This is a genomic window from Allostella sp., from assembly GCF_041913585.1.
In the GTDB taxonomy this organism is placed as follows: domain Bacteria; phylum Pseudomonadota; class Alphaproteobacteria; order ATCC43930; family Allostellaceae; genus Allostella.
Genome location: NZ_JAYSFE010000059.1, coordinates 11699 through 28517, shown reverse-complemented (window position 1 = coordinate 28517; position 16819 = coordinate 11699). Strand labels below are relative to the sequence as shown.

Sequence of the window (16819 nt, the reverse complement as noted above, 5' to 3'; positions counted from 1 at the left end):
GTGCAGGGCGCCCGCAACCCGCTCGCGACCGCCGCCAGGCCGCCGGTCCGGCCGGCGGCAAGCCCGACCGCTGCCGCCTCGGCGACGGCGGGGTGGTCCGCCAGCGCCGCCTCGATGTCGGCGGGGTAGACCTTGACGCCGCCGACATTGATGACGTCGTCCGCCCGGCCGCGGAGATGGAGGTAGCCGTCGGCGTCGATCCGTCCGACGTCGCCCGGATAGTACCAGCCGCCGGCGAAGCGGCTCGCCTGCCCGGGCAGGGCATCGACATAGGATTGCGGGAAGTCGGGGCTGCGGAAGCGCAGTTCGCCCGTCTCGCCCGGCGGCAGCGGCCGGCCATCGCCGTCGACCACCTCGGCCTCGACCCCCGGCAGCAGCCGGCCGACCGAGCCCGGCCGCGCCTCGTGGTCATCGCCCTGGGCCAGGGTCAGCGTGCCGACCTCGTTGCTGCCGTAGCCGACCAGGAGGTTGGGCGAGACGCGCGCCCGCACGCGGCGGCGGTCCTCGGCCGACAGGGCGGCGGTGCTGGCGAGGATGCGCATCGTCCCCAGGATCGGTGACGGCGCGTCCGAGGCGGCGAGTTCGCGCAGATGGGCCGGGGTCATCACCGTCCAGGTGGCGCCATGGCGGCGGGCGGCGGCCGCGAGGTCGCCGGCCCGGCGCAGCGGCGGCGGCAGGATGACGGCGCCGCCGCTCTCCAACGCCCGCAGCGCGGCGTTGCGGCCGAAGGCGAAGGCGATCCGCACCAGCGCCAGGTAGCGGTCGCCGGGCCCGCGCGGGAAGGCCGCCACCATCCCGTGGGCGCGCCGGACATGCAGCCGGTGCGTCATCGGCGACAGCTTGGGGAAGCCGCCGGCGGTGCCGGAGGAGCGGGCGACGAAGGCGACGGTGTCCGGCCCGGGCGGCGGCGGCAGGGGCGGGGCGTCCGGCGGCGCGATGCCGGCGCGGTCGGGCGTGGCGAGATCGGGCGCGCCGAGGTCGATGGCCGTCACCCCCGGCGGCACCGGGTCGCCGGCATCGCCGAGGTGGAACCGGGCGCCGGCGCGCCGCATCAGTTCGGCATTGAGCGCGTCCGGCTCCTCGGGATCGAGGCAGAGCGCGGCCGCCCCCAGCCGCAGCAGCGCGAAGAGGGCGGCGAGGTCGGCCGGCCGGTCGCGCAGCCGGATCGCGGCTACGGCGCCGGCGGCGACGCCCCGGCCGTGGAAGCCGGCCGCCGCGATCTGCACCCGGCGGTGGAAATCGGCCCAGGCCACGGTCCCGTCGGGCGTGACGATCGCCGGCGCCTGCGGCCGGGCCGCCGCGAGGGCGTCCAACCCGCAGCCGATCCACCCCTCCGCGCCATCGTCCGTGGCGGTCATCCGGGGGCTCCCCCTTCCCGGTGAAGCCGCGCCGCCAGCGTCGCGGCCAGGGCGCGGCGGTCGATCTTGCCGATGGGCGTGCGCGGCAGGGCATCCATCACCACCACCCGGCCCGGCGCCGGGCCGGCCCCGACGGCGGCGCAGTGCCTCAGCAGCCGGCCCGGGGCGCAGGGTTCGCGCAGCACCACCGCCGCCACCGCGACCGACCCGCGCCGCGGGTCGTCGAGGCCGACCACCGCCGCCTCGACGACGGCCGGGTGCCGTTCGAGCGCGGCCTCGGCGTCGCCCGGATGGAGCTTGCGGCCGCCGACATTGATGACATCGTCGATGCGGCCGCGGAGGAAGACGTAGCCGTCCTCGTCGACGAGGCCGAGGTCGCCCGGATGGAACCAGCCGCCGGCGAAGCGGCTGGTCGCACCGACGGCGGCATCGAGATAGTCCGGCGCGAAGGCCGGATGGCGGAAGCGCAGTTCGCCGACCCGGCCGGGCGGGCAGGGCGTGCCGTCCGCCGCGGCCGCCTCCGCCGCGATGCCGGCGAGCGGCCGGCCGACCGTGCCGGGCTTCCGGTCGAGGTCGTCCGGAACCGCCATCGCCACGGTCCCGACCTCGTTGCTGCCGTAGCCGACGTAGATCTCCCGCGACACGCGCGCGCGGATCGTCCGCAGCTCCGCGTCCGAGAGGGCGGCGGTGCTGCAATGGATGCGGACGCCGGGCAGGATCGGCCCCGGCGCCCCGCTCCGCGCGAGGTCGCGCAGGTGGAGCGGCGTCACCGAGGTCGCCGTCACCCGGGCGGCGCGGGCGAGGTCCATCAGGCCGGCGACGCTCTGCAGCCCCGCCGGCAGCACCACCGCCGCGCCGGCCTCGAGATGGCGGAGCGCCGAATAGCGTCCATAGGCGAAGGCGATCGAGACGAGGGCGAGGTAGCGGTCGTCGACGCCGACCGGCAGGCGCCGGCCGAGGCTGCCACGGCGCCACGCGAGCAGGCCGTGGCTCTGGCAGGCCAGCTTGGGCACGCCCTGCGTGGTGCCGGAGGAGCGGTTGACGAAGGCCACCCGGTCCGGTCCCGGGGGCGGCGGCAGCAGGCCGCCGTCGCCGGGCGCGAAGTCGCCGAGGGCGACCGCGACCGTGCCCGGTGGCGCCGGGTCGCCCGGGTCGCCGACGAAGAAGGCGGCCCCGGCGCGCTCCGCCAGCGACCGGCCGAGCGCCGCCGGCTCGCCGGGGTCGAGCGTCAGCACCGGCGCTCCCAGGCGCAGCAGGGCGAACAGCGCCATCAGGTCCTGCGGCCGGTCGCGCAGCACGAGCGAGACGACGCGGCCGGGGCCGATGCCGCGGGCGTGGTAGGCGGCGGCCGCGCCGGCGATGCCGCAGTGGAAATCGCGCCAGCTCACCACCCGGTCCCCGGCAAGGATGGCGGCGGCGGCCGGCCGCGCCCGGGCGAAGCCCTCGATGTCGCAGCCGACCCAGCCCATCCGCGTGCGGCCCGGCCCGCCTACATGGCGGCGCCGCCGCCCGCGCCGGGCGGTCCCGACGGGTCGTCCGCGGGCGCCGGCGCCGCCGCGACGATCTCGGGCACGACGATGTCGTGCGCCGCCGGGTCGGCCGGCACGAAGAAGGCGCGGTCGTGCTCGTAGCGGAAGGGGAAGGGTCGGCAGGCGTCGAAGCCGACCTTGCTGCCGAGATAGTCGGGGAAGCCGGGATTGAGCCCGTGGCCGAACACCCGGTCGACGACGAGGATGCCGGTGGCCGGGTCCATCCGCGTCGCCATCGCCCATTCGACGTCGCCGGCGTTGCGGATGTCGACGTCGTCGTCGACCACCGTCACCATCTTCAGGGGCGGGAAGGCGGCGAAGGCCGCCATGATCGCCTGCTTGCCCCAGCCGGCGCGCTTCTGCCGCAGCGCCACCACCGCGTGGTAGAAGCCGCAGCCGCCATGGGTGAAATAGACGTCCTGGACCCCCGGCACCTGGCGCTGGAGGAGTGCCAGCACGTTCGCCTCGCCGAGCAGGCCGACCGAGTTCCACACCTCCTTGCCCGAGAGGATGGTCTGGAAGACGGGTTCGCGGCGGCGGTGGACGCGCCGGACATGGACGACCGGCCGCGGCGCGCGCTTCGCGTAGTAGCCGGTCACCTCGGCGAACGGTCCCTCGTCGGCGAGTTCGCCCGGGATCATCTCGCATTCGAGCGCGATCATCGCGTGCGCCACCATCTCGACCGGCGACAGGGTGCCGGCGACGAGTTCCAGCGGTGCCCCATGGAACTCGCTGGCGATGCCGAGCTCGTCGGTGTCGGCCGGGGCCGCCTCGGCCGGGGTCGCGGCGGCGAAGTGCAGGCCGGGGCCGACGCCGCAATTGAGGGTGAAGAAGAGCGACTCCCCGCGCGCCCGCGCCTTCTCCAGGTAGAGCTCGAGATGGCGGCCGGAATCGATGTTGATCGTCATCGTGTCGGGCCCGGTGACGAGGAAACGCTGGATCGAGGCGTTGCGCACGCCCGTCTCGGGATCGCGGGCGATGACGACGGCGGCGTCGAAATAGGCCCCGCCGTCCTTCTCGGCATGGGTCGGGATCGGCAGCGTCGCGAGGTCGACGGTGGCTTCCGTCACCTCCAGGACCGGCCCGGTCGGCACCACCACCGGGTCGACCGGGCGCTGCTGCCAGCGGCGGATGCAGTTCGAGACGTGCTGCGGCAGCGACCGTTCCGGCCGGCCGAGCAGGTCCGCCAGGAGCTCGCGCGACCAGTAGAGCCCGGTCAGCACCGGCCAGCGATGGCCCTTCACCCGCTCGAACAGCACCGCCCGGGGGCCGCCCTCGAAGCGTGCGGCCAGCCCCGCCAGCTCGTGCACCGGGTCGACCTCGGAGCGGACGCGGACGAGCCGGCCCCGCCGGTCGAGCGCAGCGACGATCTCCCCCAGGTCGTGCAGCCCGTTTGCCGCCATCGGCCGATCCTCCCTCGTCCTAGCCCGGAAAGACGCGGCCGGCGCGGAAGCGGGCGCGCTCGCCGAGCGCCTCCTCGATCCGCAGCGCCTCGTTCCACTTCGCCATGCGCTCGGAGCGGGCGAAGGAGCCGACCTTGAGCTGGTCGGCCTGCCAGCCGACCGCGAGATGGACCACCGTTACGTCCTCGGTCTCGCCCGAGCGGGCCGAGACGATGGTGCGCATCCCCGCGGCGCGGGCGGCGTCGAGTGCCGCCTTGGTCTCGGTCAGCGTCCCGGCCTGGTTCGGCTTGATGAGGGCGGCGGAGCAGGCACGGGCGCCGGCGGCGGCCTCGATGCGGGCGGCGTTGGTGACCAGGAAGTCGTCGCCGACCACCAGCGCGCGGTCGCCGATCGCGGCGGTGACGGCGGCCATGCCGTCCGGATCGTCCTCGGCCATCGGGTCCTCGACCGAGACGATCGGGTGGCGGCCGACCCATTCGGCGACGCGGGCCGCCCACTCGCCGCGGTCGTAGCTGCGCTCGTCGAGGCGCAGGCGATAGGTGCCGCCGCGGCCGAACTGGGTGGCGGCGACGTCGAGCGCGATCGCCACCTCCTCGCCGGGGCGGAAGCCGGCGCGCTCGATGGCGCGGGTCAGGGTCGCCATCGCCTCCTCGTTGTCGGCAAAGACCGGCCACCAGCCGCCCTCGTCGGCGACGCCCTGGCGGCGGCCGTCGGCGGCCATGATGGCGCCGGCCGCGCGGTAGACCTCGGCCGTCCAGTCGAGCGCCTGGGCGAAGGAGGTGGCGGCCGGGCAGACGACCATGAAGTCCTGCAGGTCGACCCGGGCGTCGGCATGGGCGCCGCCGCCGAAGATCTGGATCTCCGGCACCGGCATGACGATCGGGCCGTCGGCGGCCGATCCGGCGAGCCAGCGCCACAGCGGCGCGCCGTGGGCGGCGGCGGCGGCCTGGGCGACCGCCATCGAGACGGCGATGGTGGCGTTGCCGCCGAGCCGGCTCTTGTTGGCGGTGCCGTCGAGCTGGATGATCCGGCGGTCGACGGCGGCCTGGTCGGAGGCGTCCATGCCGGCCAGGGCCGGCGCGATCGCGGTGCGGATGGCGCCCAGCGCGTTCTGCACGTCGAGGCCGCCGAAGGCCGTCCCGCCGTCGCGGCGGTCGACCGCCTCGCCCGACCCGGTCGAGGCACCGGCGGGCGCGATCGCCCGGCCGACGGCGCCGTTGCCGGTCGTGACCTCCGCCTCGACGGTGGGCCGGCCGCGCGAATCCCAGACGCGGCGGGCATGGATGCGGCGGATCGTCGTGTCGGTCATGGCTCCGGCTCGGCTATGGGGCGAGTTCGGCCCGCCAGGCGTCGCGGACGGCGGCGAGCCGGGGGACGGGGCAGGCGAGGAGGGCGCGGGCGACGCGGCGCACGCGGTCGCGGTCGGCCTCCCGGGTCAGGTATTCGACCGGCGACTTGCCGTCGACGCGGGCGAGGAAGAGGCCCGGCAGCAAGCTCGCCGCCCGCGCCTCGGCGGCGTCCCGCGGCTCCCAGGCGACGCCCTCGAGCCAGGCGGCGGCGAGCCGGTCGAAGGCCGCCAGCAGCAGGCCCGCCGCGTCCGGGTTCCACAGGCACTTCAGCAGCAGGTGGTTGAGGCAGAAGGCGACGTCGAAGACCGGGTCGCCGTACCAGGCGCATTCGGCGTCGAGGAAGACCGGCCCCGCCGGCCCGAGCAGGATGTTCTTGGGGCTGACGTCGCCATGGACGAGCGCCAGGCGGGTCGCCGCCGTCCGCCGCACCAGCCCTTCCAGCACCGGCGCCAGGTCGGGATGGGCGCGGGCGGTCGCCAGGAGATAGGGCTCGAGCCGGATGGCGTGGAAGACCTCGTCGGTGGCGAAGCGCCGCGCCACCGCCGGGTCGCCGGCGGTCGCGGCATGGATGCGCGCCAGCGTCCGGCCGACCCGGGCGGCGTCCTCGGGATCGACCCGGCCGTCGCGCAGTTCCGCCTTCCACAGCGGGTGGTGCGCGGCGTCGAGGAATTCCATGGCGAAGAGGCCGGCCTCGGGGTCGTGCGCCAGCACGCGCGGGGCCGAGCCGGGGACGATCGCCCGCGCCGTCTCGATCCACGCCGCCTCGCTGGCGTTGCGGCCGACGGGCGCGCGCCAGTCCTGCGCCACCTTGAGCTTCGCCAGCGCCCGCTTGACGCAGAAGGTGCGGCCGCCGGCCTCGACCTTCCAGATGTCGGAGGAGACCCCGCCCGTCAGCGGCGTCAGCCGCGGCTCGGACCCCGCCGGCACGAGGCCGAGGCGGCGGAGGATCGGCACGAGGTCGCCCGATGGGCCGGGGACGGAGGGAGCGCTGGGGTCGGTCACGTCGGGGCGTCGTGGGAGCGGGGCCCGAGCCTAGTCGACCGCGGCGGCCGGCGCGAGGACGCTTTTCGGCGGCGGCGGTTGGCCGTACTGTGGCAATCGATCGACCGAACATCCCGCCGACCATCGCCGCGCGGCCTGCCGGGAATCTCGCCATCAGCAGCATCGGCCTCATCGTCCGCGCCCTGCGGAACCCGAACTACGCCGTCTACGTGGCGGGCAACTCGGTCTCGCTCATCGGCACCTGGATGCAGCGCATCGGGGTCGGCTGGCTGACCTGGGAACTGACCCAGTCCCACGCCTGGCTCGGGCTCGTCGCCTTCGCCGACCTCTTCCCCTCGGTCTTCTTCGGCCCGATCGGCGGCGCCATCGCCGACCGCGTCGACCGGCTGCGCATCATCCGCACCTCGCAGGTGCTGGCCATGCTCCAGGCGGCGACCCTGTTCGTCCTGACCTGGACCGGCACCATCGACATCGCGCTCCTGTTCGCGCTCGTCCTCGTCAACGGCATCGTCATCGGCTTCAACCAGCCCTCGCGACTGGCGCTGATCTCCAGCCTGGTGCCGAAGCAGGACCTGGGGACGGCGGTCGCCATCAACTCGATCGTCTTCAACCTCGCCCGCTTCGTCGGGCCGGCGCTGGCGGGCGCCCTCATCGTCTCGGGCGGCACGGCGGCCGTGTTCGGGGCCAACGCCGTCACCTTCCTCGCCTTCCTGCTGGCGCTGACGCGCATCCGCCTGCCGAGGGCGGAGCGGGCGGAGCCGGCCGAGCATCGCCGCTCGGTGCTGGGCGACGTCGCCGACGGCATCCGCTACACCGCCCGCCATCCGGGCGTCGGCCCGCTGCTGCTGCTCCTGACCATCAACTCGCTGACGGTGCGCCCCTTTGTCGAACTGCTGCCGGGCTTCGCCGCCGACGTCTTCGATCGGGGCGCCGACGGGTTGGCGCTGATGACCTCGGCGATCGGCGGCGGCGCCATCGTCGCCGGCCTCTGGCTCGCCCGGCGCGAGGGGCTGCGCGGCCTCACCCACATCACGCTGGGCAGCACCATCCTGCTCTCGGTCTCGACGCTCGCCTTCATCGCCAGCGGCTGGTTCCCGCTCGCGCTGGCCTGCCTCGCCGTCTCCGGCATGGGGCTGGTGGCGAGCGGCGTCACCACCCAGACGCTGGTCCAGACGGCGGCCGACCCGCGCATGCGCGGCCGCGTCCTCAGCCTCTACGGCATCATCTTCCGCGGCGGGCCGGCGGCGGGCGCGCTCGCCATCGGCGTACTCTCGGACGCGATCGGCCTCGAGATCGCCATGGGCATCGGCGCCGTTGCCGGCATGATCGCCTGGCTCTGGGCCTGGCGCCGCCGCCGCGCCATGGCGGCGGCGCTGGAGCCGCCGCACGGTTGAATACGGGTCCTAGGCCGTGCGTGCGTCGCGCGGGACGTCGATCAGTTCGGACGGCAGGCGGAAATGCAGGTCCTCGACAGCCCCGGCGAGGCGGCGCAGGCGGGTCGGCCGCAGGCGCCCGAGGGCGGCGACGAGGCCCTGGACCAGGTGCTCGGGCGCGGAGGCGCCGGCGGTGATGCCGACCGCGCGGCAGCCGTCGAGCCAGGCGGGGTCGAGCCCGTCGGCATCGTCGATCAGGTGGGCCCGGCAGCCGGCCTCCGCCGCCAGTTCGCGCAGGCGGTTCGAGTTCGAACTGTTGGGCGAGCCCACCACCAGGACGAGGTCGACCTCGGCCGCCAGCATCCGCACCGCTTCCTGCCGGTTCTGGGTCGCGTAGCAGATGTCCTTGGTCCCCGGCCCGACGATGGCCGGGAAGCGCGCCTGGAGGGCGGCGATGATGTCGCGCGTGTCGTCGACGGCCAATGTCGTCTGGGTGACGAAGGCGAGCCGGCCGGGGTCCGCCGGCTGGAGCCGGGCGACGTCCGCGACGGTCTCGACCAGGTGGACCCGGCCCGGAATCTGGCCCATGGTCCCGACCACCTCCGGGTGGCCGGCATGGCCGATCAGGACGACCTCGCGGCCCTGGCGGACGTAGCGCTGGCCGCCGAGATGGACGCGGGTGACGAGCGGGCAGGTGGCGTCGACGACGTGCAGGTTCCGCCGCCCGGCCTCGTCGACCACCGCGCGGGCGACGCCGTGGGCGCTGAAGATGGTGACGGCGCCGGCCGGCACCTCGTCGAGCTCGGCGACGAAGACCGCCCCCTTGGCGCGCAGGTCCTGGACGACGTGGCGGTTGTGGACGATCTCGTGCCGGACAAAGACCGGGGCGCCGTACTTGGCCAGCGCGCGCTCGACGATCTCGATGGCGCGGTCGACGCCGGCGCAGAAGCCGCGCGGCTCGGCCAGGACGATCTCCAGCGGCGGTGCCGCCGCGGCGGTGGGGATGGCGGGTGTCATGCCCGCCATCCTATCACGGGCGCCGCCGCTACCGGCGTTCGATCGCCGCCAGCTGCTCGCCGGACGCCGGTGCCGCCGCGGTCGCCGCCGTCCGCTCGATGTCGCCCGAAAGCGCCGCCGCCCGCTCGGCCGCCCGGCGCAGTTCCTCCTGCCGCCGCTGGCGGGTCAGGGTGCGGATCTGGGCATAGAAGTCGAGCGAGTTGCGCTCGATCTCGTCGAGCGTGTCGATGACCTGCGCCCGCCGGTCGAGGATGTCGAGGCCGGTGCGGGTGTAGGTGATCCATTCCAGGTCGTTGGCGCTGGCCGCCCACATGAAGGGGTCCATCAGCGCGTCGGCGACCAGCCCGACGGTGTCGCGCGGGTTGGAGGGGCCGAGCAGCGGCAGCACCAGGTAGGGGCCTTCGCCGGTGCCCCAGATGTGCAGGGTCTTGCCGAAATCGTTGGGCCGGCGCGGCAGGCCCATGTCGGCGGACGGCTGCATGATCCCGGCCACGCCGACGGTGGTGTTGACCGCGAAGCGCGCCACCGCGTCGCCCGCCCCGCCGACATCCCCCTGGAGCAGGTGGTTGGCGGCGTAGACGGGCTCCTTCAGGTTGCCCAGGACGTTGCGGATGGCGTCGCGGCCCTCCTCGGGCACGACGCCGCGGTAGATCATCGCGGCCGGTTTGACCAGGAGCCCGTCGATGACGCGGTTGACGGCGAAGATCTCGCGGTTCAGCGGCTCGAGGGGATCGTTCTCCTCCTCCCACTGGGCGCGGTCGTCCGGATCCTGCGGCGGCGTGGCGCAGCCAAGAAGTCCGACGAGCACGGCGGAAGCGCAGATCAGGCTACGGCAGGAACGGTTCACGGGTCCTCGTCGGCAGGAAGATCCGAGCTATCCTCGGGCGATGGCGCGCGGGGCCGGACGTCGCGACGACCGAAAGCCCGAAGCCATACAAAGATTTAACACGATTCCCTGGAAGCGACGAGTCGCTTCGCCGGACAACGGCCGCCATAGTGGGTGCATTTCCGGGTCGGGAGCGGAGGGCGGCGATGGGCGATCTCAGGATTTGCGTGCTTCCCGGCGACGGCATCGGGGTCGAGGTCGCGGCCGCGGCCGGCGCGGTGCTGGAGAAGCTGCAGGGCCGCTTCGGCTTCCGCCTCGCCGCCGAGGAGCATCCGGGCGGCGCCGCCTACTGGCGCGAGACCGGCCGCGAGATGCCCCAGGGCGCCTGGGAGGCGGCGCGCTCGGCCGACGCCATCCTGTTCGGCGCCATGGGCCTGCCCGACGTGCGCTGGCCCGACGGCACCGAGATCGCCCCGCACCTCCGGATGCGGGTCGACTTCCAGCTCTTCGCCGGCGTCCGTCCGGTCCGCCGGTTGCCGAACACGCCGGCGGTGCTGGCCAACCCGAAGGCCGCCGACATCGACCTCGTCATCATCCGCGAGCTGACCGAGGGTCTCTTCGCCTCGCGCGGCAAGGGGGTGGTGATCGACGACCGCGAGGCGCGCGACACGCTCGTCATCACCCGCGCCACCTCGGAAAAGCTGTTCGACTTCGCCTTCGACCTCGCCCGCCGCCGCAAGGCGAAGGGCGGCAAGGGGCTCGTCACCTGCGTCGACAAGGCCAACGTCTTCGTCTCGATGGCCTTCTTCCGCAAGGTCTTCGACGAGCGCGCCCGGGCCTTTCCCGACATCCAGGCCCGCCACCACTATGTCGACGCCGCGGCGCTGGACCTCGTGCGGCGGCCCTGGGACTTCGACGTCATGGTCATGGAGAACATGTTCGCCGACATCCTGTCCGACGTCGGCGGCGGCATCGTCGGCGGCATGGGCCTCGCCCCCTCGGCCGAGATCGGGCTGGAGCACGCCCTCTTCCAGCCGGCGCACGGCAGCGCCCCCGACATCGCCGGTCGCGGCCTCGCCAACCCGACCGCCATGCTGCTGTCGACGGCGATGATGCTGGAATGGCTCGGCCACCGCCACGGGCGGGAGCGCCTGGTCGAGGCGGCGGCCGCCCTCGACGCCGCGGTCGACCGCGCCTTCGCCGACGGCGCCGCCTTCCCGGTGGAAATCGGCGGCCCCCATGGAACCGGCGAGGTGACCCGGGCGGTCATCGACCGTATCGCCTGACCCGAAGTCCTCCGGAAGCCGAGACCCATGGCCAAGCTCACCCCCGAACAGCTCTCGCCGCGCACCGATCCGGCCCAGATCCCGTTCGACACCTCCGCCGACGCCCGGCCGCTGACGGGCCTGGTCGGCCAGGAGCGCGCCGTCGAGGCGATCGAGTTCGCGATCGGCATGCGGCACGAGGGCTACAACCTCTTCGTCTTCGGTCCGCCCGGCACCGGCAAGCACACGCTGATCCGCCATCTCCTGGCGGCACAGGCGGCGGCCGACCCGGTGCCGTCCGACTGGGCCTATGTCCACAACTTCCAGAACCCGGGCCAGCCGGTGGCCCTGCGGCTGCCGCCCGGCCGCGCGGCCCCGCTCGCCCAGGCGATGCGCCGGCTGGTGCAGGAACTGCGCGCGGCGCTGCCGGCGGCCTTCGAGGGCGACGACTACCGCCAGCGCCGCGAGGTCGTCGACGAGCAGTTCAAGCAGCGCCAGGAACGGGCCTTCGTGGACCTCTCCGAGCGCGCCCAGAAGGAGGAGGTGGCGCTGGTCCGGACCCCGACCGGGCTGGCGCTGGCGCCCGCGCGCGACGGCGAGGTCATGCCGCCGGACGCCTTCCGGGCGCTGCCGCAGGCCGACCAGGACCGCTTCAAGGCCGCCATGGAACGCTACCAGGAGGAGTTGGAGGCGATCGTCCGCAAGCTGCCGGAGTGGGAGCGCGAGCATCGCGAACTGGTGCGCCAGCTCAACCGCGACGTCACCCGCTTCGCCGTCGCCCATCTCATCGAGGAGGTGCGCAAGGACTATCTCGACCTGACCCAGGTCCAGGAGTTCCTGGACGCGGTCGAGCGCGACGTGATGGAGAACGCCCGCGACTTCCTGCCCTCGCCGCAGCAGGGGCCGGAGGCGATGATGGGCCTGCTGGCGGCGGGCGGGGCCGGCAACGGCGAACCGGCGTCCGGCCGGCGCTACCAGGTCAACGTCTTCGTCGACCATGCCGGCGCCGCCGGCGCGCCCGTCGTCTACGAGGACCACCCGACCCACCAGAGCCTGGTCGGCCGCATCGAGCACCAGGCGCGGTTCGGTGCCCTCTTCACGGACTTCAACCTGATGAAGCCGGGCGCGCTCCATGCCGCCAACGGCGGCTATCTCGTGCTCGACGCCTACCGCATCCTCGCCAACGGCTTCGCCTGGGAGAGCCTGAAGCGGGCCCTGGCGGCCCGGCGGGTCAAGCTCGAGTCGCTGGAGGCGATGCTGAGCATGACCTCGACCGTGATGCTGGAGCCCGAGCCGATCCCGCTCGACGTCAAGGTGGTGCTGATCGGGCCGCCCAACCTCTATTACCTGCTGGCCGCGCTCGACCCCGACTTCGGCAAGCTCTTCAAGGTCTCCGCCGACTTCGACGACCGCATGCCGCGGGACGGCGGCAACACCGCGCTCTACGCCCGCCTGATCGCGGCCAGCGCGGTGCGGGCGGGGGTGCGGCCGGTCGATCGGGGCGGCATGGCGCGCCTCATCGACCATGCCGCGCGGATGACGGGCGATGCCGAGCGCCTGTCGCTCAGGGTGCGCATCCTGGAGGACCTGCTGCAGGAGGCGGACTGGCACGCCTGCCGCGCCGGCTCGTCGACGGTCGACGCCGAGGCCGTGCAGCGCGCGATCGACGCCCAGCGTCGACGCTCCGACCGCATCTACTCGCGGGCGCTGGAGGAGATGCAGCGGCGGACCTTCCTGGTCGAGACCGACGGCAGCGCGGTCGGCCAGATCAACGGGCTCGCCGTGCAGAGCATCGGCGGCTTCGCGTTCGGCCTGCCGAGCCGCATCACCGCGCGCGTGCGTCTCGGCGCCGGCGAGGTGCTCGACATCGAGCGTCAGGCGGAACTGGGCGGGCCGCTCCATTCCAAGGGCGTGATGATCCTGACCGGCTTCCTCGGCGGTCGCTTCGGCGCGACGCGGCGGCTGGCGCTGTCGGCGACGCTGGTATTCGAGCAGTCCTATGGCGGGGTCGACGGCGACAGCGCGTCCTCGACCGAGCTCTACGCCCTCCTGTCGGCGATCGGCGAGATCCCGCTGAAGCAGTCGATCGCGGTCACGGGGTCGGTCGACCAGCGCGGCCAGGTGCAGCCGATCGGCGGCGTCAACGAGAAGATCGAGGGCTTCTTCGACGTCTGCGCCGCCCGCGGCCTGACCGGCGGGCAGGGGGTGATGATCCCGGCGACCAACGTCAAGAACCTGATGGTCCGGCCCGACGTGGCGGCCGCCGTCGCCGCCGGGCGCTTCCATGTCTGGGCGGTCTCGACGGTGGACGAGGGGATCGAGATCCTGACCGGCATGCCGGCGGGCGAGCCCGACGCCGGCGGCAACTGGCCGGCCGGCACGGTCAACCACGCCGTCGCCCGGCGCCTCGCGAAGCTGGCCGAGCGCGCCGATGCCCAGGGACTGACGGGACGCGGCAACGGAAAGGCACGCCATGGCCGCAGCGACAAGTGAGGGGGCCCGGCCGGGCTTCGCGGTCCGCCGGGTCGTGGTGGCGCTCGATGCCCAGTGCGACCATCTCGCCGCGATCGAGACCGCGTGCGAGTTCGCCGGCCGCTGGCGCTGCGCCGTGGCCGGCATCTTCGTCGTCGGCAGCGACCTCGTCCGCCTCGGCAGCCTGCCCGGCATCCGCCAAGTCTGCCTGGGCACGGGCGGGATGCTGCCGGGCGCCGATCTCGAGCACGACATCGCGGCGCTGGAGCGGCGGGCGCGGCGGGTCCTGGAGGACGCCGCCCGCCGGATCGGCGCCGAGGCGTCCTTCACCGTCGCCCGCGGCGGGATCGACGAGACGACGGGGCTTGCGGGCGACGACCTCCTCATCGTCGAGGCGACGGTCCGGCCCTTCGCCGGCGGCTTCGCCCTGGATACGCGCTGGCGGCGGCTCGCCGCGGCGGCGCGCCATCCGGTGCTGCTGCGCCGCCGGCGCACTGCCGCGCCGGGGCCGGTCGCCTGCCTCCACGACGGCTCGCCGGCCGCCGAGCGCGCGCTGGCGGCGGCCCTGCGCCTCGCCGACGACCGCGGCCAGCCGCTGGTGCTGGTCCTGGCCGACGATCTCGACGACGGGGCGGAGGCGGCGCTGGCGCCGGCGCTGGAAGCGCGGCGCCCGCCGGCCCGGGTCGTGCGCGCCGGCGGGGGCGAGGCCGGCTGGTCCCGCAGCCTCGCCGCGCAGCGCCCGGCACTGGTGGTGGTCCCGGCCGACATGCCGGTCGGACGGTGGGCGACCACCCCGGATGCCGACGTTCTGATCCTGCGCTGATCGCCGAGCCGGACGGCCGCCGCTCAGTTCGGCGCCTCGATGCGCCGGCGGTACATCTCCAGCAGCTTCTCCCCGGCGAGGCAGTCGATCCGGCCTTCGGCGTCGAACATCGGCCGCTCGGGATAGGCGATCTGGGCATGTTGCGTGGCCGGCCGGCGGTCGGCGATTTCCAGCACGAGCTTGCGCTTGACCGCGGCGGCGAAGCTCCGGAAGTCCTCGGCGACGATGAAGAAGGCGCCGGGCCCGCCGATCACGCAGTCGCGATAGTAGAGGTCGAGTTCCTTCAGGTTCGGCAGGCCCCAGGCGAACTGGCGCTCGTTGAGGATCGGCAGCCCGTTGATGACGATGCCGGCGGCGACGGCCCGGTCGCGGGCCGGCACCACCGGCGGGCCGTCGTTGTTCGGCCCGTCGCCGGAGACGTCGATGACCCGGCGGCTGCCCTCGTAGGCGCTGCCGAAGAAGGGCAGGGCGAAGTCGATCGCGGCCGCGATCGAGGTCCGGCGGCCGCGCATCGGCGGCTGGGCGGCGAGCCGGTCTGCGAAGGCCGCGGCCGATGCGGAGTCGGAGACGAGCTGCCAGTCGAGCACCACCCGGTTCTCGTGCGCGCTCGCCCATTCCAGATAGAGGACGGCGATCCGCCCCACCATGCCGGAGCGGATGGCATGGACCACCTCGGGATCGCGGAAGGCGGCGACGTAGCCTTCGCGCTGCAGCCGCGCCTCCTCGATGTCGACGCTGCCCGAGACGTCGACCGCCAGCACCAGCTCGAGGTCGACCGGCGGACGCTCGGCCGCCACCGCGGCGACCGCCGGCAGCATCAGCAGAGCCAGGATCAGGGCGATGGCGCGCATCGGCTCGGATGCCCTCCCGCGGCCGGAGGCCGGCTGCGGACGTCAGTCTAGCGCCGACTCGCCCGCACCCGGCAAGCGGTTGCCCAGCCCGGGGGCGGTCGTGCTAGCCTTGAATGCACTTTATTCCGCCCCACCCATCCTCAGGCACCCCGCATGACCCCCCGTATTCCCCTGGTCGGGCCGGACGGCCTCGACGCGGACCAGAAGCGTGTCTTCGACGCCATCGCCGGCAGCCGCGGGCACGTCGTCGGGCCGTTCCTCGGCCTGCTGCACAGCCCCGAACTCGCCGACCGCGTGCAGAATCTGGGCGCCTTCCTGCGCTACCGCACCCGCCTCGGGCCGCGCCTGTCGGAACTGGCGATCCTCGTCACCTCGCGCGCCTTCTCCTGCCAGTTCGAATGGTACGCGCACGAGAAGCACGCCCGCGAGGCGGGCCTGCCGGACGCGGTGATCGAGGCGATCCGCGTCGGCCGCCGGCCGGACCCGATGCAGCCGGACGAGGCGGCCGTCCACGACTATGCGCGCGAACTGATCGAGGCGCGCGCCGTCTCCGACGACACCCATGCCAGGGCGACGGCCGCCTTCGGCGTTCCGGGCGTCGTCGAGCTGACGGCGCTGGTCGGCTACTACACGCTGCTGGCGATGACGCTGAACGCCCATCGCATCGGCCCGCCGGACGGCGCGGCGCCCCTGCCGGTGGCGCCGTGACGGCGGCCGACCCCGCCGCCTTCGTCGCCGCGGTCGAGGGCCGGGCCGAGCGCCTGACGACGCCCTGCGGCGACGGCCGGATGGTCTGGCACCGCTGGGGTGCGGGGCCGACGCTGGTGCTGTTCCACGGCGGCTTCGGCTCCTGGACGCACTGGATCCGCAACGTCGAGGCGCTGGCGCGCCACTACACGGTGCTGGCGGCCGACCTGCCGGGCCTCGGCGATTCGGCCCTGCCGCCCGAGCCCTATGACGGCTGGTCGATCGCCCGCATCTGCGCCGACGGGCTGGGCCGGCTGATCCCGCAAGACGAGCGCTTCCATCTCGTCGGCTTCTCCTTCGGCGGCGTCGTCGGCGGCCCGACGGCGGTGCTCCTGGGCGACCGGCTCAAGTCCTTCACCTTCGTCGGCTCGGGCGGCGTCGGCGCCCGCCGGCGCACGCTCGAGCTCAAGTCCTGGCGCCACCTGGCCGATCCCGCCGACCAGGACGCGATGCACCGCGAGAACCTGGCGATCCTGATGATCGCCGACCCCGCCAACATCGACGACCTCGCGGCCTACCTGCAGGCGGGCAACGCCAGCCGCGGACGCACCCGGAGCCGGCCGATCTCGATGTCGCCGATCCTGCTCGACGCCCTGCCCCAGGTGAAGGCGCCGGTCGCGGCCATCTTCGGCGAGCGCGACGCAACGGCCCATCCATGGCTCGACGAGCGCGAGGCGAAGCTGCGGGCGATCCGTCCCGAGCTCGACTTCCGGGTCATCCCGGACGCCGGCCACTGGGTCCAGTACGAAGCGGCCGAGCGCTTCAACGCCGAACTGATCGATCTGCTGCGCCGCCGGGAGACGC

General features: G+C 74.2%; 13 protein-coding genes and 1 pseudogene. 6 read left to right on the top strand and 8 right to left on the bottom strand.

Annotated elements, in window-relative coordinates; all coding sequences use genetic code 11:
- From ACE3Q3_RS12915 to ACE3Q3_RS12895, 5 genes and pseudogenes are all read right to left on the bottom strand, one after another.
- Positions 1-1358, bottom strand: a 1358-nt coding sequence (locus ACE3Q3_RS12915) for a fatty acid--CoA ligase family protein (RefSeq protein ID WP_374446685.1), incomplete at its 3' end; no start/stop codon positions are given.
- Positions 1355-2827, bottom strand: coding sequence for a class I adenylate-forming enzyme family protein (locus ACE3Q3_RS12910; protein WP_374446684.1), 1473 nt, complete (start codon positions 2825-2827; stop codon positions 1355-1357). The genes ACE3Q3_RS12915 and ACE3Q3_RS12910, both read right to left, overlap by 4 nt.
- A 143-nt stretch (positions 2828-2970) precedes the next feature.
- Positions 2971-4290 (bottom strand): annotated as a pseudogene (locus tag ACE3Q3_RS12905) (UbiD family decarboxylase); the annotation flags it as partial.
- 19 nt (positions 4291-4309) lie between these two features.
- Positions 4310-5599 carry a phosphopyruvate hydratase gene (eno, locus tag ACE3Q3_RS12900; RefSeq protein ID WP_374446682.1) on the bottom strand — a complete coding sequence of 430 codons (1290 nt, stop codon included), beginning with the start codon at positions 5597-5599 and terminating at the stop codon, positions 4310-4312.
- A gap of 13 nt (positions 5600-5612) precedes the next feature.
- Positions 5613-6641, bottom strand: a complete 1029-nt coding sequence (locus tag ACE3Q3_RS12895; protein WP_374446681.1) for a phosphotransferase — start codon at positions 6639-6641, stop codon at positions 5613-5615.
- A gap of 89 nt (positions 6642-6730) precedes the next feature.
- Here ACE3Q3_RS12895 and ACE3Q3_RS12890 point away from each other — a divergent pair, with 89 nt between their 5' ends.
- A complete protein-coding gene (locus ACE3Q3_RS12890) occupies positions 6731-8035 on the top strand; it encodes an MFS transporter (protein ID WP_374446679.1) in 1305 nt (434 codons plus the stop codon).
- A 9-nt stretch (positions 8036-8044) separates the two neighbouring features.
- Here the strand turns inward: ACE3Q3_RS12890 and ispH are convergent, their stop codons facing one another.
- Both ispH and ACE3Q3_RS12880 read right to left on the bottom strand, forming a co-directional pair.
- On the bottom strand, positions 8045-9031 hold the full coding sequence (gene ispH / locus ACE3Q3_RS12885; protein ID WP_374446677.1) for a 4-hydroxy-3-methylbut-2-enyl diphosphate reductase: 987 nt from the start codon (positions 9029-9031) through the stop codon (positions 8045-8047).
- A 28-nt stretch (positions 9032-9059) separates the two neighbouring features.
- Positions 9060-9878 (bottom strand): VacJ family lipoprotein, encoded by an 819-nt coding sequence (locus ACE3Q3_RS12880; protein ID WP_374446675.1) that lies wholly within the window; start codon positions 9876-9878, stop codon positions 9060-9062.
- Between the two features lie 185 nt (positions 9879-10063).
- Here ACE3Q3_RS12880 and ACE3Q3_RS12875 point away from each other — a divergent pair, with 185 nt between their 5' ends.
- From ACE3Q3_RS12875 to ACE3Q3_RS12865, 3 genes are read left to right on the top strand one after another with little or no spacing between them, the layout of a single operon-like run.
- On the top strand, positions 10064-11143 hold the full coding sequence (locus ACE3Q3_RS12875) for an isocitrate/isopropylmalate dehydrogenase family protein (RefSeq protein WP_374446674.1): 1080 nt from the start codon (positions 10064-10066) through the stop codon (positions 11141-11143).
- A 27-nt stretch (positions 11144-11170) separates the two neighbouring features.
- On the top strand, positions 11171-13615 hold the full coding sequence (locus tag ACE3Q3_RS12870) for a Lon protease family protein (RefSeq protein WP_374446673.1): 2445 nt from the start codon (positions 11171-11173) through the stop codon (positions 13613-13615).
- The gene (locus ACE3Q3_RS12865) at positions 13596-14417 is read left to right on the top strand and encodes a hypothetical protein (RefSeq protein ID WP_374446672.1); all 822 of its coding nucleotides are present in this window, start codon (positions 13596-13598) and stop codon (positions 14415-14417) included. The genes ACE3Q3_RS12870 and ACE3Q3_RS12865 overlap by 20 nt, the downstream gene beginning before the upstream one ends.
- Before the next feature lie 23 nt (positions 14418-14440).
- Here ACE3Q3_RS12865 and ACE3Q3_RS12860 read toward each other — a convergent pair whose 3' ends face one another.
- Positions 14441-15268 carry a DUF1194 domain-containing protein gene (locus ACE3Q3_RS12860; RefSeq protein WP_374446670.1) on the bottom strand — a complete coding sequence of 276 codons (828 nt, stop codon included), beginning with the start codon at positions 15266-15268 and terminating at the stop codon, positions 14441-14443.
- A gap of 153 nt (positions 15269-15421) precedes the next feature.
- On the opposite strand from ACE3Q3_RS12860, the gene ACE3Q3_RS12855 reads away from it, so the two are divergent.
- Both ACE3Q3_RS12855 and ACE3Q3_RS12850 read left to right on the top strand, forming a co-directional pair.
- Positions 15422-15976, top strand: a complete 555-nt coding sequence (locus ACE3Q3_RS12855; protein WP_374446668.1) for a carboxymuconolactone decarboxylase family protein — start codon at positions 15422-15424, stop codon at positions 15974-15976.
- Positions 15973-16819: alpha/beta fold hydrolase (locus ACE3Q3_RS12850; protein ID WP_374446667.1), on the top strand; the 847-nt coding region annotated here is incomplete at its 3' end. The genes ACE3Q3_RS12855 and ACE3Q3_RS12850, both read left to right, overlap by 4 nt.

Excerpts from the sequence above, each read along its gene's own strand:
- ACE3Q3_RS12910 (WP_374446684.1), bottom strand. The coding sequence starts at position 2,827 with ATGGGCTGGGTCGGCTGCGACATCGAGGGCTTCGCCCGGGCGCGGCCG.
- eno (WP_374446682.1), bottom strand. The coding sequence starts at position 5,599 with ATGACCGACACGACGATCCGCCGCATCCATGCCCGCCGCGTCTGGGAT.
- ispH (WP_374446677.1), bottom strand. The coding sequence starts at position 9,031 with ATGACACCCGCCATCCCCACCGCCGCGGCGGCACCGCCGCTGGAGATC.
- ACE3Q3_RS12875 (WP_374446674.1), top strand. The coding sequence starts at position 10,064 with ATGGGCGATCTCAGGATTTGCGTGCTTCCCGGCGACGGCATCGGGGTC.
- ACE3Q3_RS12870 (WP_374446673.1), top strand. The coding sequence starts at position 11,171 with ATGGCCAAGCTCACCCCCGAACAGCTCTCGCCGCGCACCGATCCGGCC.
- ACE3Q3_RS12865 (WP_374446672.1), top strand. The coding sequence starts at position 13,596 with ATGGCCGCAGCGACAAGTGAGGGGGCCCGGCCGGGCTTCGCGGTCCGC.
- ACE3Q3_RS12860 (WP_374446670.1), bottom strand. The coding sequence starts at position 15,268 with ATGCGCGCCATCGCCCTGATCCTGGCTCTGCTGATGCTGCCGGCGGTC.
- ACE3Q3_RS12855 (WP_374446668.1), top strand. The coding sequence starts at position 15,422 with ATGACCCCCCGTATTCCCCTGGTCGGGCCGGACGGCCTCGACGCGGAC.